This is a genomic window from Micromonospora sp. WMMD708, assembly GCF_049315245.1.
GTDB classification, from domain to species: Bacteria; Actinomycetota; Actinomycetes; order Mycobacteriales; family Micromonosporaceae; genus Micromonospora; species Micromonospora wenchangensis.
In genome coordinates, this window is the sequence record NZ_CP186060.1 from 2,399,916 (window position 1) to 2,414,391 (window position 14,476).

The 14,476-nt window shown below is 73.5% G+C and carries 14 protein-coding genes; 8 read left to right on the plus strand and 6 right to left on the minus strand.

Features of this window, described 5'->3' with window-relative positions:
* Nucleotides 1-245 precede the first annotated feature (245 nt).
* From ACN260_RS10725 to ACN260_RS10750, 6 genes are read left to right on the plus strand one after another with little or no spacing between them, the layout of a single operon-like run.
* Nucleotides 246-1,013, plus strand: coding sequence for a hypothetical protein (locus ACN260_RS10725; RefSeq protein ID WP_422755809.1), 768 nt, complete (start codon nt 246-248; stop codon nt 1,011-1,013).
* Nucleotides 1,010-2,026: a heme/hemin ABC transporter substrate-binding protein gene (locus ACN260_RS10730; protein ID WP_422755810.1), complete on the plus strand. Its 1,017-nt coding sequence runs from the start codon at nt 1,010-1,012 to the stop codon at nt 2,024-2,026. Before ACN260_RS10725 ends, ACN260_RS10730 begins: the two co-directional genes overlap by 4 nt.
* A complete protein-coding gene (locus ACN260_RS10735; RefSeq protein WP_422755811.1) occupies nt 2,023-3,117 on the plus strand; it encodes a FecCD family ABC transporter permease in 1,095 nt (364 codons plus the stop codon). The genes ACN260_RS10730 and ACN260_RS10735 overlap by 4 nt, the downstream gene beginning before the upstream one ends.
* A gap of 37 nt (nt 3,118-3,154) precedes the next feature.
* Entirely contained in the window at nt 3,155-4,048 is an 894-nt protein-coding gene (locus ACN260_RS10740) for a heme ABC transporter ATP-binding protein (RefSeq protein ID WP_422755812.1), read from the plus strand.
* Nucleotides 4,049-4,729, plus strand: coding sequence for a heme oxygenase (biliverdin-producing) (locus ACN260_RS10745; RefSeq protein ID WP_422755813.1), 681 nt, complete (start codon nt 4,049-4,051; stop codon nt 4,727-4,729).
* Nucleotides 4,726-5,034 (plus strand): DUF2470 domain-containing protein, encoded by a 309-nt coding sequence (locus ACN260_RS10750; RefSeq protein WP_422755814.1) that lies wholly within the window; start codon nt 4,726-4,728, stop codon nt 5,032-5,034. Before ACN260_RS10745 ends, ACN260_RS10750 begins: the two co-directional genes overlap by 4 nt.
* A gap of 75 nt (nt 5,035-5,109) precedes the next feature.
* On the opposite strand, the gene ACN260_RS10755 is transcribed toward ACN260_RS10750, so the two are convergent.
* Nucleotides 5,110-7,179: a HelD family protein gene (locus ACN260_RS10755; RefSeq protein WP_422755815.1), complete on the minus strand. Its 2,070-nt coding sequence runs from the start codon at nt 7,177-7,179 to the stop codon at nt 5,110-5,112.
* Between the two features lie 331 nt (nt 7,180-7,510).
* On the opposite strand from ACN260_RS10755, the gene ACN260_RS10760 reads away from it, so the two are divergent.
* On the plus strand, nt 7,511-7,900 hold the full coding sequence (locus tag ACN260_RS10760; protein WP_422755816.1) for a hypothetical protein: 390 nt from the start codon (nt 7,511-7,513) through the stop codon (nt 7,898-7,900).
* A 4-nt stretch (nt 7,901-7,904) separates the two neighbouring features.
* Here the strand turns inward: ACN260_RS10760 and ACN260_RS10765 are convergent, their stop codons facing one another.
* The 4 genes from ACN260_RS10765 to ACN260_RS10780 form a co-directional block, all read right to left on the minus strand.
* Entirely contained in the window at nt 7,905-8,276 is a 372-nt protein-coding gene (locus ACN260_RS10765) for an ArsR/SmtB family transcription factor (RefSeq protein ID WP_422755817.1), read from the minus strand.
* 257 nt (nt 8,277-8,533) lie between these two features.
* Complete coding sequence (locus ACN260_RS10770) at nt 8,534-9,844, minus strand: cellulose binding domain-containing protein (protein WP_422755818.1); 1,311 nt, start codon at nt 9,842-9,844, stop codon at nt 8,534-8,536.
* Nucleotides 9,844-9,981 carry a hypothetical protein gene (locus tag ACN260_RS10775; protein ID WP_422755819.1) on the minus strand — a complete coding sequence of 46 codons (138 nt, stop codon included), beginning with the start codon at nt 9,979-9,981 and terminating at the stop codon, nt 9,844-9,846. The genes ACN260_RS10770 and ACN260_RS10775 overlap by 1 nt, the downstream gene beginning before the upstream one ends.
* A gap of 103 nt (nt 9,982-10,084) precedes the next feature.
* Entirely contained in the window at nt 10,085-11,671 is a 1,587-nt protein-coding gene (locus tag ACN260_RS10780) for a cellulose binding domain-containing protein (protein ID WP_422755820.1), read from the minus strand.
* A 152-nt stretch (nt 11,672-11,823) separates the two neighbouring features.
* On the opposite strand from ACN260_RS10780, the gene ACN260_RS10785 reads away from it, so the two are divergent.
* Nucleotides 11,824-12,714 carry an SGNH/GDSL hydrolase family protein gene (locus tag ACN260_RS10785; RefSeq protein ID WP_422755821.1) on the plus strand — a complete coding sequence of 297 codons (891 nt, stop codon included), beginning with the start codon at nt 11,824-11,826 and terminating at the stop codon, nt 12,712-12,714.
* Between the two features lie 94 nt (nt 12,715-12,808).
* On the opposite strand, the gene ACN260_RS10790 is transcribed toward ACN260_RS10785, so the two are convergent.
* Nucleotides 12,809-14,461, minus strand: a complete 1,653-nt coding sequence (locus ACN260_RS10790; protein ID WP_422755822.1) for a cellulose binding domain-containing protein — start codon at nt 14,459-14,461, stop codon at nt 12,809-12,811.
* Nucleotides 14,462-14,476: the final 15 nt, after the last annotated feature.

Sequence of the window (14,476 nt, forward strand, 5' to 3'; positions counted from 1 at the left end):
TCCCTCTGTGGTGCCCAATACGGACAGTGGTTTAGGTTAGGCAAACCTAACTACGGCGGCACCCGGCGAGCGGCCGAAGATCTTGGGCCGAAGAACCTCTTGTGAACAGCGGATCAGTTGCTTAGGTTAGGCAAACCTTAGCTACGGTCGGTGGGGAAGCCGGCCCGATCCGTCATGGGAGGAGCCTGATGCGGGCACTGCCTCGCGCCATCCTGACCGCCACTGTGATTACTTTCAGTATCGGTGTGGGGTCGCCGCCGGCCCACGCCGGCACCGGGCGGGGCCCCGCCGGACAGACCCTCACCGCCACCCCCACCAGCGGCGTGCCCCGCACCGGGGCGACCGTCACCGTCACCGGCAGTGGATACGACGTCACCAAGGGCATCTACGTCGCCTTCTGCGTGGACAACGGCGTCGGCGTCGCCCCCAGCCCGTGCGGCGGTGGGGCCGACACCACCGGCAGCACCGGCGCGTCGCACTGGATCTCGTCCGACCCACCCTCCTACGGGGAGGGACTGGCCGTCCCGTACGGTCCGGGCGGCTCGTTCCGGGTGACGCTCACCGTGAACTCCCGCATCGGCACGGTCGACTGCACCGTCCGCCGGTGTGTGGTCGCCTCCCGCGCCGACCACACCCGCACCGCCGACCGCTCCCAGGACGTCCGGGTGCCGGTCACCTTCACCGCCGCCGCGGTGGCCACGCCGACCCGTACCCAGGCCGTCGCCGCCCCGGCGACCACCGGTGCCGGCGGCACCGCCCGGACCACCCCACCGGCGGCGGCCCCGACCGGCGCGGCCGGCACCCCCACGGGCGGTAGTGCGGCACCGGCAGTCACCGCCGGTTCCGGCGGCCCGCCGGGCCCGGCCGACGACGGCGGGCAGGCGCAGGTGACCCGGGTCAGCGCCGCCTCCGACACCGGCCGCTGGTGGCTCGTCGCGCTGGTCGTACCCCTGGTCGGGACGGCCCTGCTCGCCGGCCTGCGCCGGCGTCGTCGACGCCGGAGCGCGTCGTGAGCCGGCGCGCGCTGCCGCTGGTCCTGGTGCTGCTCGCCGGGACGCTTCTCGGCTGCACCGACCCGGCCGCCGAGGCCCGGCCCGGCACACCGGCCTCCTGCGGCCCGGTCACCGCCACCATGGGCGACACCGACGTCACCCCGCTGACCCCGCCGCCGGCCCCGGCCCTGCCGGCCACCGTCACCTCCACCGACGGCGTCGTCACCACCGTCGCCGACGCCACCCGCATCCTGCCGGTCAACCTCTACGGGTCGATCGCCGAGATCGTGTTCAGCCTCGGCCTCGGCGGCAACGTGGTCGGCCGGGACACCTCCACCACCTTTCCCGCCGCAGCCCACCTGCCGGTGGTCACCCCGGCCGGGCACGACCTGTCCGCCGAGGCGGTGCTCGCGCTGGCCCCCACGGTGATCCTCGCCGACGACAGCATCGGTCCGCCCGAGACGCTGCGGCAGCTGCGCGCCGCCGGCATCCCGGTGGTCCTGGTCGCCGCCGAACAGACCCTCGACGCCGTCCCCGGGCACGTGCGGGCCGTCGCGGCGGCGCTCGGCGTCGGTGCGGCCGGCGACCGTCTGGTCACCCGGATCGAGGCCGACATCGCCGCTGCCCGCGCCGGTACGCCCACCGACGCCGCCCCCCGGGTCGCCTTCCTCTACCTGCGCGGCACCGCCGGGGTCTACCTGATCGGCGGGCGGGGCGCCGGCAGCGACGCGATGATCGAGGCCGCCGGGGGAGTGGACGCCGGCAGCGCCATCGGCCTGGCGAAGTTCCGCCCGCTCACCAGCGAGGGCCTGATCAACGCCGCTCCCGACGTGATCCTGGTGATGAGCGGAGGACTGGAGTCCGTCGGCGGCGTCGACGGCCTGCTCCGGCTCCCCGGGGTGGGACAGACCCCGGCCGGGGCCGCCCGCCGGGTCGTCGACATGGACGACGGCGTCCTGCTCACCTTCGGCACCCGCTCCGGGCAGGTGGTCCGGGCGCTGGCCGACGCGCTGCACTGCCGGGGCCCGCGATGACCGTCACCGGCACCCGCCCGGCCGGCGGCGACACCGGAACCGGCCGCCCCCGCCGTCGGGTCCGACGCGGACCGGTCCTGCTCACCGGGCTCACCGCCGGCCTGCTGCTGGTCGCGCTGGTCGCCGCCGGCCGGGGGCAGGTCGCCGTCGCTCCGGCGGAGGTGCTCGGCTCGGTGCTGCACCGCGTCGGCCTGGACCTCGGCCCCCGGCCCGCCGCCGTGCACGGCGAGAGCGCACTGTGGCTGGTCCGCTTCCCCCGGGTCGCGCTGGCCGCCGTGGTCGGCGCGGCGCTCGGCTGCGCGGGTGCGGTCATGCAGGGGGTGTTCGGCAACCCGCTGGCCGAACCGGGCGTCATCGGCGTCTCGGCCGGCGCGGCGGTCGGCGCGGCGCTGGCCATCGTCACCGGCGTCACCGTCCTCGGCGGCTGGACGGTGCCCGCCGCCGCGTTCGCCGGTGGCCTCGCCACCACCTGGCTGGTCTACCTGCTGGCCCGCTCCGGCGGCCGGACCGAGGTGGTCACCCTGGTCCTCACCGGCGTCGCGGTCAACGCCGTCGCCGGGGCCGCCATCGGGCTGCTGATGTTCGTCGCCGACGAGTCGGGCGTACAGGCCATCGCCTTCTGGAACCTCGGCAGCCTGGCCCAGGCGAACTGGTCGGCGGTATCGCTGGCCGCGCCGTGCCTCGCGGTGGGGCTGCTCGCCACCCTCGCCGACGCCCGGCGGCTGGACCTGCTGGCCCTGGGCGAGAGGTCCGCCCGGCACCTCGGGGTCGACGTGGAACGGCTGCGGGTCCGGATGATCGTGGTCACCGCGCTGCTCGGCGCGGCGGCGGTCGCCTTTACCGGCATCATCAGCTTCGTCGGCCTGGTCGTGCCCCACCTGGTGCGGATGGTCGCCGGTCCCGGGCACCGGCTGCTGCTGCCGGCCAGCGCGCTCGGCGGCGCGATCGTGGTCGTCGCCGCCGACCTCGCCGCCCGTACCCTCGTGGACTATCAGGAACTACCGTTGGGGGTGCTCTCCGCCGTCGTGGGTGGACCCGCCTTCTTCTGGCTGCTGCGCCGCACCCGCGATCGCGCGGGAGGCTGGGCGTGAGCGGGCAGCCGGCGGGCACGCGCGGTGGGAGGGCGTGGTGAGCGTACGGCAACGCCGGCGTCGGGGGCCGCTGCGGCTGCTCGGCCGCCGGTCGACGCCCCGGCTGCCGACCCCCTCGACGCCCGGCTCCACCCGGGTCCGGGCCACCGGGATACGCGTCGAGCGGGCCGGCCGACCGGTGCTCGACCGGGTCGACCTCGCCATCCGCGCCGGTGAACTGCACGCCCTGGTCGGCCCGAACGGTGCCGGCAAGTCCACCCTGCTGGCCGCCCTCAGCGGTGACCTGCCGCTCGCCGCCGGCACCGTCGAGGTCGACGGCCGGCCGCTGGCGCAGTGGTCGGCGGTGGAGCTGGCGATGCGTCGGGCGGTGCTGACCCAGCGTAGCGCCCTGAGCTTCCCGTTCGCCGTGGCCGAGGTGGTCCGGATGGGCCGGGCGCCCTGGGCCGGCCGCCCCGAGGAGGCCCACGACGACGCGGTGGTCGCCGAGACCATGCGCTGCTGTGACGTGATCCGGTTCGCCGCCCGGCCCTTCCCGTCGCTGTCCGGCGGCGAGCAGGCCCGCGCCGCGCTGGCCCGGGTGCTGGCCCAGCGGGCCGGGGTGCTGCTGCTCGACGAACCGACCGCCGCCCTCGACCTGCACCACCAGGAGCTGGTCATGCGGATCGCCCGGGAGCGGGCCGAGGCCGGGGACGCCGTCGTGGTGGTGCTGCACGACCTCGCCCTGGCCGGCGCGTACGCCGACCGGGTCACCCTGCTCGCCGAAGGGAGGGTCCGGGCCGCCGGCCCCCCCGACGCGGTGCTGACCGCGCCCCTGCTCAGTGAGGTCTACCGGCACGACATCGAGGTCGTGCCGCACCCCGACACCCGCCTGCCGCTGGTCGTGCCCCGCCGTCGGGGCCCGGCCCGGAACACCTGCGTCACGGAGGAATAGATGGACGACACCCCACCCCTGCCGTTCTCGGCCCGGTTGCGGGCCGCCACCCAGGGTGCCCACGCCGCCGCCGAGGGGCAGCGCTACGTCGCCGCCCTGGTCGCCGGTGAGCTGGACCTCGCCGGGTACCTCGACCTGGTGGTCCAGCACCACGCTCTCTACCAGGCGTTGGAGTCGGCCGCCGAGGCGATGCGGTCCGACCCGGTCGCCGGGGGTTTCGTCGACGACGCGTTGACCCGGCTGCCCGCGCTGGAGGCGGACCTCACCGGGCTGGCGGGGCCGGACTGGGCGCTGCGCACCGTGCCGCACCCGGCCACGGTGGCCTACGCCGACCGGATCCGGGCCGTGGCCGGCACCTCCCCGGTGCGGTTCATCGCCCACCACTACACCCGCTACCTGGGTGACCTCTCCGGCGGGCTGTACATCGGGCGGGCGGTGGCCCGGCGGTACGGGCTGACCGACGGGTCCGGGGTGTCCTTCTACGCATTCGACCGGATCACCCGGCCGAAGGCGTACAAGGAGGCGTACCGGGCGCGGTTGGACGCACTGCGGCTGAGCCCGGCCGACGAGGCGGCGCTGCTCGACGAGGTGCTGGTGGCGTACCGGCACAACATGGCGGTGTTCGCCGCCCTGGCCCGGCACGTGCCGGACGGCCCGGAGATCACGGAGGCGGTGGCGTGACCGGGCAACCGTTCGACGCGGACACGGTGGCGGCGGTCAGCCGGCACATGAACGACGACCACGCCGCCGACTCGCTGCTGATCTGCCGGACCCTCGGCGGCTGCCCGGACGCCACCCGGGCCCGGGTGACCGGGCTGGACGCCGACGGGATGGACTTCGCCGTCACCCTCGACGACATCGAGGTGCCGGTACGGCTGCCGTTCGCCCACCGGCTCACCGAGCGGGCCGAGATCCGCCGCGAGGTGGTCCGGATGTACGAGCAGGCGTGCGCCGCGCTCGGCGTCCCGCCCCGCGGGGCGGGCTGAACCCCGGCGTCCCGCCCCGCGGGGCGGGCTGAACCCCGGCGTCCCGCCCCGCGGGGCCGGCTGGACCCCGGTCGCTCAGTCGCGGGTGAGCTGCTCCGGCAGCGGCTTGCTGTGCAGGATCACCAACTCCCCGACGGCCCGGGTCAGCGCGACGTAGAGCCGGTTCATGCCCCGGGGTTCGGCGGCGACGATGTCGGCGGGTTCGACCAGCACCACCCGGTCGTACTCCAGGCCCTTGACCTGGCTGACCGGGACCGCGCCCAGGGCTTCGGCCAGGTGGTCGGGGGCGATGACGGTCCCGGTCTCCCCGGCCACCGCCGCGGCGAGGTCGTCGACCCGGCGGATCTCCAGGCTGCCGCCGGGCCGGAACGACCGGGTCGGCGCGATGCCGGGCGGCAGGGCACGGGCCGCGAAGTCGGCGATGACCCCGGGCACCCGGTAACCGGTGGGCAGGTCCAGCGTCCGGGCGGTCCGCTTGCCGAGCCGTCGCAGCAGCTCCGGCCACGAGTCGGCGGCCAGCGGGTGGGTGGCCTGACCGAGGTCACCCACGACGGTCATCGAGGCGTACTCGGCCCGGCGGGCGATCATCCGGCACTCCATCGGCGACAGGTCCTGCGCCTCGTCGAGGATGACGTGCTGGTAGGCGTCCGCGACGGGCTCCTCGGCCTCGGCCACCGGCAGCGGCTCGGCCAGCACCGGAACGTAACCCTCCTCGCCGTACGGGTCGACGCCGTCGACCCAGCCCACCACCCGGTGACCCTCCCGGAGGATGATCGCGGCCGCCCAGCGCTGGGCACCCCAGTGGCCGCTGTCGAGCGACTGACCGGACTGCGCCATGGGGGTGGCCAGGCCGGGAGCGAAGAGCTGCCACCCGTCGGCGAGGCTCGGGCTCAGCACGAAGGTCTCCGCCAACCGGATGCCGCTGCGCAGTTCCCGGCGCTGCCACTCGGGCTGGACCTCGGTGACCTGTGGCGCTCGGCCCAGGATCTCGGCCAGTTCGTCGAGCAGCGGGACGTCGTCCACCGACCACTCGCCCCGCTGGGCGGGCAGGACGTCCTGCGGGGTCAGCGTCGGCCACCAGGCGGTCAGGAAGGCGTCGGGGACCTCCCGACCGGGCAGCAGTTCCGCGAGCACCGTGGCGGCCTGCGGCCGGGCGGCGTTGGGGGTGATCCCGGCGGCCTCGCACCGGCGGCGGACCTCCCGGCGGGCCCGGGCCAGGTCGTCGGCGTCGAGACCCCACAGCCGGTTCGGCACGTTCGGCGGGGTGTCCCAGGCCAGGTCGGTCAGCACCCGCACCATTCGCAGGTCACCCTTGGCGCGGGCCACCTCGGCGGTGTCCCGCCGGGTCGCCACGACACCGTCGAACAGTTCGCCGACGGCGCGCAGGTGGACGCTGTCCTCGCCGAGGCCGGGCAGCACCCGCCCGATGTACTCGGTGAACACGGCGGACGGACCGACCACCAGCACCCGGCCGTCGGCGTACCGGCCCCGGTCGCGGTAGAGCAGGTAGGCCGCCCGGTGCAGGGCCACCTGCGTCTTGCCGGTGCCCGGACCGCCGGTGATCAGGGTGACGCCGTGGGTCGGCGCGCGGATCGCCTCGTCCTGCTCGCGTTGGATGGTCGAGACGATGTCGCGCATGTGCGCGCCGCGTTCCCGGGTCAGCGAGGCGAGCAGGGCACCCTCGCCGACCACCCCGTCGACGGGCGTGGCCGACAACACCTCGTCGTCGAGGCCGACCACGGTACGTCCGGCACAGGTGATGACGCGGCGACGGGTCACCCCGAGCGGTTCGCCGGGGGTGGCCCGGTAGAACGGTGCGGCGGCGGGGGCCCGCCAGTCCACCACCAGCGGCTCCCGGTCGGCGTCGCGGACCCCCAACCGACCGATGCGGTACGTCTCGTCGTTGTCGTAGTCGAGCCGGCCGAAGACGATCCCCTCCTCCTGGCCGTCGAGGTCGGACATCCGGGTGGCGGCACCCAGCACCATGGCGTCCCGCTCGACCAGCCCGGTGGCCGGTCCGCCGCCGGCCCGCCGACGCCCCTCCTCGCCGAGCTGCCGGGCCTGCGCGCGCATGACCTCCAGGCGGGCGTACACCTGGTCGACCACCTGCTGTTCGATGGCGATCTGCCGGGTCGTCTCGGACACGGGCCCCCCGTTCTCTCCGCCGGGCCCCGCAGCCCGGACCGGTCGAGACTAGGCCCGGTACGGGGTGCCGAAAATCGTCATCCGGGACGATCCGGACGGCTTGACCGGCCCATATGATGAACATGGCGCACCCGGGAGGACGACGGGATCCGGTGCCGGTCGGGGTCGATGGACCGGCCGGACGGTCCTCCTCCCGGCGGGGTTCCGTCGCCTACGCTCGCTCTCGCGCCGGACCGGTGGCCGGGGAGTACACCTCGACCCGAACGCGGTACGGCGTGCCGCCGTCCACCGTGGTCGCCGGCGGTCACGGGTACCGGGCGGGAGGCTGGGCATGGTGGTCACGGGTGGTCCGCAGGGCGGGGTGGCGGTGCCGGTGGGCTCGCGTCGCAGCGGGGTGGCGGCCACCGTCGGCGCGGTGGTGGCGGTGCTGTTCCTGGTCGCGCTCGCCCTGGCGGTGGCGCTGGTCGGGATGTTCCTGCCGATGGCGGCGGACGGCTGCGGCACCGAGGGCACCGAGGGCCTGCTGATCTGCGGCCCGGCCGGTCAGCTCGTGGTGCTGGGCGCCCCCACCGGGGGTGCCCTGCTCGGGGTGCTGCTCGCCCTCGTCGGCTTCCTGCCGATGCCGTTGCGGCACCGGCGGGCCCTGTTCATCGGCGTCGGCTACCTGGTGGTGCTCGGCGGGCTGGGGGTGGCCTTCCTGGTGGCGTTCAGCGGGTGGTGACGGGTCACCGGGTCTTCTTCGTGGCCCGTTTGCGCGGCGGGGTCAGCAGGTCGGCGATCGCGGCGATGGTGGACGGCACCGTGCGGTAGTACGCCCAGACCCCCCGCTTCTCGCGTTCGATCAGCCCGGCCTCGGTGAGGATCCGCAGGTGGTGGCTCACCGTCGGCTGGGAGAGCCCGAGCGGGGCGGTGAGGTCGGTGACGGACGCCTCGCCCTGCGGGGCGGACTGGATGAGACTGAGCAGTCGTAGGCGGGCCGGGTCGGCGAATGCCTTCAGCACTCCCGCGAGCCGTTCCGCATCGGCACGTTTGAACGGCTCACCGGTCAACGGCGAGACAGCAGGCGTGTTCGTTTTCGCAGCTCCCACGTCCGCCATCATGGCAGCCGGAGTCGGGTCGGGCCGGGGGATCGCCGATCGGCCGCCACGAATTTCGCGGATCGGGTGACAGCGACCGGCGCGTCGGCCGACCCCGGTCGTGGCGGGGACGGTGGGCCGCGGCCGGTGGACGGGATGCGCTCCCGCCCACCGGCCGCCGGGTCCCCCGCCGCCCCGGCGGGCCGTGACCTACCCGGCGGTGACCTGTCCGACCCTGCCCGGCCGGTCTTACCCAGCCGGCCGTGGCCGGCCGGTCGTCAGCGGGCGGTGCAGGTGGGGGTGAGCCCGGATCCGCTGCCGGTGCCCTGGAAGCCGAACTCGGTGACCTGGCCGGGGGCGAGCTGGCCGTTGTAGTTGACGTTGGTGAAGCGGACCGTCCCGGTGCTGCCGCTGGCGGTGGCGTTCCAGGTGTTGGTGACGCTCGCGCCGCCGGGCAGGGTGGTGCTGACCGTCCAGCCGGTGGTGCCGGCGGACCCGGCGGTCACCCGCAGGGAGGCGGTGAAGCCGCCGTTCCACTGGTTGACCGACACGGTCGCGGTGCAGCCGCCACCGCCGGGCGGGGGCGTGGTCGGGGTCGCCGGGGGCGTGGTGGGGGTCGCCGGCGGGGTGGTGACCGGCGGCGTCGTGGGGGGTGTGGTGCCGTCGAACTGGGTGAAGAAGTTCCACACCACGGGCCGGGTCCAGGACTTCTCGCCGGGGGCGTACACGTCGGCGGTGCCGTCCACGGCGTTGGGGGCGTGCCCGCCGTCGAACGGGGCCCAGGCGACCGGGTAGCCCGCCCGGCAGCCCGAGTAGTAGGTGACGGTGTGGGTCAGGCTGCCCTGGGCCGGCTCCGGGGGGTTCTGCGGGGTGCAGCCGTTGTTACGCACGAACCGGTCGCGCAGCGACCGCCCGGTCGAGATGGGGAGCACGTTGTCCCGCAGGCCGTGGATGCCGATGTACGCGATCGGCTGGGTGCCGCCGTTGCAGCCGCTGAGCTGCCCGCCGGAGTAGACCGCGACGGCGCGGAAGGCCGAGGCGCGGGCGCAGGCGATGGCGTAGCTCATCCCGCCGCCGTAGCTGAACCCCATGGCGAAGCGCTGGGTGGTCTCGACGCACAGGTTCGACTCGATCTGGCGCATCATGTCGTCGACGAAGGTCAGGTCCCGGTCGCCGGTGTTGGCCCAGCCGTTGCCGATGCCCTGCGGGGCGACGAAGATCGCGCTGTTGTTGGCCAGGGCACGGATGCCGTAGTACGACCAGGGGTAGCCGCTGGTGCCGCCCGAGTCGACGTCGTTGGCGGTGCCGCCGTTCCAGTGGAAGCCGAAGATCAGCTTGTAGGGGTGGTTGCGGTCGTAGTTGTCGGGGATCCGCAGGATGAAGGTGCGGTTCTGGCCGCCGCTGGAGATGGTGCGGGTGCCGCTGGTGAGCGTCGGTGCCTTGCCGCATCCGGCGGTCGCCGCGAGCGGGCCGGCCTCGTTGGCCCAGGCGACGGGCCCGGTCCCGGTGGTGATCGCGGCGCCGCCCAGCGCGAGGGCGAGTGTCGCCGCTGCCGCGACGACGCCGGCCACGAGTCGGTGTCTCGACATCAGGGGAACTCCTTCGACATCAGGGTGGTGGTGGGGGCGGTGGCCGGCCCGCCCGAGCGGACGGCGGCGGTGACCCGGCGGTGATCCCGGCCGATCCGGTGGCGGGCCACCGGATCGGGGCAGACGATCACATTCATCGATGATTACGAACGTAATCCGTATGACGTATGATGTCAACAAACGGGCGGTCGGCGGTGCCCACCGAGGGGATCCGTGACGTGCCGGTCCGGCGTCAGCGGTTCACCAGGTCAGCGGCAGGGTGTTGACGAACCGGGTGAGCGCGCCGGCGATGAGCTGGTCGTCGCGCCGGGAGGGGTGCCAGTCGCAGCCCAGCTTGTCGAGTCCCAACGCGTTGTCGTCGTAGTAGAGCGACCGGATCCGGGTGTCGCCCCGGCTGGCGCGGGTCTGCACGACCTGCTGCACGGAGCTGGCCAGCGCGGTGGTGGGGGACAGGTCGGGGTAGGTGAGCACGATGAACGTGTCGGGCCCGTACCGGCTGCGCAGCTTGTCGAGGAAGGCCAGGTAGGCGCTGCGGAAGTCGGCCGCGAGCTGGTCGACGGTGGCCCACCGTTCGCCGGGGTTGAGGGCGGTGGAGAAGTCGTTGATGCCCAGCCCGACCACCACCAGTTGCGGCTTCCAGGTGGCCGGTTTCTGCCACACCGTGCTGTTCCACAGGGCCTGGAGATCCGTCTCGTAGTAGGTGCGGAAGTTGTCGGTGCCGCCACCGTTGTAGTTGCGCACCATGCCGAGCCCCGACCAGGCGGTGAGCTGGTAGTCGGCGTTCAGGCTCTGCGCGGTGAGGGCGCCGAAGGTGACGTCGGCGTTGGAGTTGCGGGTGACCCCGCCGTTGCCGGAACAGTCGCGGGTGGTCGACATGTTGCCGTAGCCGGCGGTCCACGAGTCGCCGATGAACTCGATCTGCCGGCTGCGGGGGGCGGGCCGGGCCAGGATCTCCCCACCGGCGGCGGGGACGAGGCCGCCGAACTCGCCGACGGCCCACGGGCTCTCGGTGCGCTTGACCAGTCGTACGGTGTGCTCGCGGTCGGCCAGGTCGCGGACCCAGTAGGTGGTCCGGCCCGGCGTGACCAGGGTGGCGACGGTCGCGCCGTCGACCTGCACGAGGTAGTCGTTCTGCGAGTCGTCGAGGACGATCCCCACCCCGGTGCCCCGGAACCGACCCTCGAAGTAGATGCCGGGCCAGGTGTACTGGGCGCTGCCGCCGACCGCCCTGACCCGTCCCACCGTCGTCGTCTGGTCCAGCGCCCCGGTCCCCGGCGGCGGCGTGGTCGGGGGTGGGGTGGTGGGCGGTGCGGTGGTGGGCGGCGGCGTGGTCGGGGGCGGGGTGGTCGGCGGTGCGGTGGTCGGCGGCGGCGTGGTGGTCGGTGGTGCGGTGGGCCCGGTGGTACGGCCGGTGCAGGGCACCCCGTTGAGGGCGAAGTCGACGGGCACCGGGTTCGCCGAGTTGTTCCAGGACGCGCCGAAGCCGAACTGGGCGCTCGCCCCGGTGCCGAGGTTGCCGTTCCAGTCCACGTTGCCGACGGTGACCCGGCCGGCCGACTGGGTCGCCGTGCCGTTCCACCACTGGCTGATCACCTGCCCGGCGGTGAAGGTCCAGGTGAGCCGCCAGCCGGTGAGCGGGTCGCCGAGGTTGGTGACGTCGACGTTGGCGCCGAATCCGCCCGGCCACTGGCTCGTCACCGTGTAGGTGACCCGGCATCCGGCCGCCGCCCGGGCGGGGACGGTGCCGGCGAGTGCGGCGGTGGCGACGACGGTGGTGGCGGCGCACAGCGACACCGCCAGTCTGAGCCGGGAACGCTTGGGTCCCATGGATGATCCTTCCGCAGGGCTGGGGCGACGACTGTCGCCGGGCCCCGGGCGTGTGCCCGAGGGCAATTTAATGAGAGCCGTCTATATTGACGTCCAGTGTTGAAAGGCGCAGGATCGCGGCACCACCCCCGTGATCCGCCCTGGGAGGCGTCATGCCCCGTTCCCCCCGGCCGCTGCTGCGGACCGCCGCCCGGATGCTCGCGCTCGCCGCCGCCACCGCCGGTGTGCTGGCCGCCGCCGCGCCCGCCAGCGCCGCCGTCCCCACCGGACGCTACGTCGCCCTCGGCGACTCGTACACGTCCGGTCCGCTGATCCCCACCCAGGTCGACCTGAACTGCCTGCGTTCCAACCGCAACTACCCGTCCCTGGTCGCCGCGTCCGCCGGCTCGTCGCCGTTGGTCGACGTGAGCTGCTCCGGGGCCACCACCGACGACATCCGCTACGGCGGCAACGGTTCGTTGGGCCGGCCACTGCCCCCGCAGCTCGACGCGGTCACCGCGGACACCACCCTGGTGACGGTGCAGATCGGCGGCAACGACATCGGCTTCTCCAGCATCATCAGCGACTGCGCGCAGGCGAGCTTCAGCAGCCCGCTCGGCTCGCCCTGCAAGAGCCTCTACACGGCCGGCGGCACCGACCAGTTGCAGGCCCGGATCGCCGCCACCGCCCCGAAGGTGGCCGCCGTGCTCCAGGCGGTCCGCCGGGCCGCGCCCGGGGCCCGGATCGTGGTCCTCGGCTACCCGGCGATCGTGCCGGACTCCGGGTACGGCTGCTGGCCGCTGGTGCCGATCGCCTACCAGGACGTGCCGTACCTGCGGGGTGTCGCCAAATCGCTCAACGCCATGCTGGCCGGTGCCGCCGTGGCGAACGACGCCGTCTACGCCGACGTCTACACCCCGTCGATCGGGCGGGACACCTGCAAGAGCAGCGGCACCCGGTGGGTGGAGGGCCTGGTGCCGGAGAACGCGGCGGCGCCCTTCCACCCCAACGCGCGGGGCGAGCAGGGCATGGCCACCGCCGTGCTGGCCACGCTGGGCAACTGACCCGCGCTGCCGTACCGGGGGACCCCCGGTCATGTCGTGTCCCGATGCCGGGGCGATGTCATGACCGGGGGTCCTGTCGTTTCCGTGGGTCTGGTCAGGCCACGGTGCAGGTCTGGCCGTTGAGGGTGAACGCGGTCGGCTTGGCGTTGCTGCCGGACCAGCTGGAGAGGAACCCGAAGCCCACGCTGCCGCCGGGGCTGAGCAGACCGTTCCAGCCGGCGCTGCTGGCGGTGACCTGCGCCCCGCTCTGGGTGTAGGTGACGCCCCACGACTGGTTGAGCTGCTGACCGTTGGCGAACGACCAGCGCAGGCTCCAGCCGTTGACCGCCGTGGTGCCGGTGTTGCGGATCGTCACCTCGGCCTGGAAACCGTCCGGCCACTGGCTGGTGATCGCGTAGCTGACCTGGCAGGAGATGTTCGCAGGGGGCGGGGTGGTCGGAGCCGGCGTGGTCGGGGCCGGGGTGGTGGGAGTGACGGTCGGGGTGGGGGTGCTGGTCGCGCCGCTGACCCGGTAGACGACGGTGCCGTGCCCCGGGACGCTGGCGGAGATGGTGCCGGTGGTGGTGCTCGTGGTGTTGGTCCACGCGTCGCGCAGGGTGAACGAGTTGCCCGACAGCCCGATGGCGGCGGCGGTGGTGGTGATGGTGGTGGTGGAGGTGCCTTGGTTGAACAGGGCGACGGCGGTGTCGCCGTTGGCGAGTCGTTTGGCGAGGATTCGGCGGGTGCCGTCGAAGGAGATTTGGGTGGCTTGGAGGGCGAGGGGGTCCTGACTGATGGCGATGAGGTTGGTGTTCTTGAGGATCGTCTGGGTCGCCGTGTTCATGTTTCGGAGGTCGTTGCCGGCGATGAGGGGTGAGGCGAGGATGGCCCAGAGGGCGAAGTGGGAGCGCATTTCGGTGTCGGTCATGCCGCCGCGGCCGACTTCCATCATGTCCATGTCGTTGAAGGCGCCGGGTTTGGCGCGGGCGGCGAGGGGGACGGTGACGTCGATGATGTTTTGGATGCCCATGGGGTAGCCGTTGGTTTGGCCGCTGTTCCAGGTGTTGGTGATGTCTTCGGTGGTGCGCCACATGTTGGATACGTCGCCCCAGTCGCGTTGGGGTCCGGTTTTGGAGTGGATGCTGTTGCTGTTGATGCTCAGGACGATGGGTCGGCCGGTGGCGGCGAGGCCGTCGCGCATTTTGGCGAAGGCGCGGGCCTGGTCGTCGATGGTGCCGGTGGGTGAGCACCAGTCGTATTTGAGGTAGTCGACGCCCCAGTTGGCGAATTGGCGGGCGTCTTGTGCTTCGCGGCCTTGGCTGCCGGTGGCGCCGGGGTAGGAGTTGAAGTACTGGGCGCAGGTTTTGTCGAGGGGGGCTTGGTAGATGCCGAATTTGAGGCCGCGGGCGTGGATGTAGTCGCCGAGGGCTTTCATGCCGGAGGGGAAGCGGGTGGGGTCGCCCTGGAGGTTGCCGGCGGAGTCGCGGTTGGGGTTCATCCAGCAGTCGTCGACGACGACGTACTGGTAGCCGGCGTCTTTCATGCCGGTGCTGACCATCGCGTCGGTCATCTGCCGGATCAGGGTTTCGTTGATGTTGCAGCCGAAGGTGTTCCAGCTGTTCCAGCCCATCGGCGGCGTCCGCGCCACACCGTTGTCCAACGCCAGCGCCGGGGAGGTCCGCAGCGCCACCGCCGGGCCCGCCACCAGCAGCAGGCCCGCCGCCACGGCGGTCAGCAGCCGACGGCTGCGGGTCGATGGTCTTCTCATGGTCTTCCGTCCGTT

What these genes read in the sequence shown, in the direction of transcription:
- ACN260_RS10780 (WP_422755820.1), bottom strand. Translation starts at nt 11,671, where the DNA reads ATGGGACCCAAGCGTTCCCGGCTCAGACTGGCGGTGTCGCTGTGCGCC.
- ACN260_RS10765 (WP_422755817.1), bottom strand. Translation starts at nt 8,276, where the DNA reads ATGGCGGACGTGGGAGCTGCGAAAACGAACACGCCTGCTGTCTCGCCG.
- ACN260_RS10770 (WP_422755818.1), bottom strand. Translation starts at nt 9,844, where the DNA reads ATGTCGAGACACCGACTCGTGGCCGGCGTCGTCGCGGCAGCGGCGACA.
- ACN260_RS10775 (WP_422755819.1), bottom strand. Translation starts at nt 9,981, where the DNA reads ATGAATGTGATCGTCTGCCCCGATCCGGTGGCCCGCCACCGGATCGGC.
- ACN260_RS10785 (WP_422755821.1), top strand. Translation starts at nt 11,824, where the DNA reads ATGCCCCGTTCCCCCCGGCCGCTGCTGCGGACCGCCGCCCGGATGCTC.
- ACN260_RS10760 (WP_422755816.1), top strand. Translation starts at nt 7,511, where the DNA reads ATGGTGGTCACGGGTGGTCCGCAGGGCGGGGTGGCGGTGCCGGTGGGC.
- ACN260_RS10735 (WP_422755811.1), top strand. Translation starts at nt 2,023, where the DNA reads ATGACCGTCACCGGCACCCGCCCGGCCGGCGGCGACACCGGAACCGGC.
- ACN260_RS10745 (WP_422755813.1), top strand. Translation starts at nt 4,049, where the DNA reads ATGGACGACACCCCACCCCTGCCGTTCTCGGCCCGGTTGCGGGCCGCC.
- ACN260_RS10790 (WP_422755822.1), bottom strand. Translation starts at nt 14,461, where the DNA reads ATGAGAAGACCATCGACCCGCAGCCGTCGGCTGCTGACCGCCGTGGCG.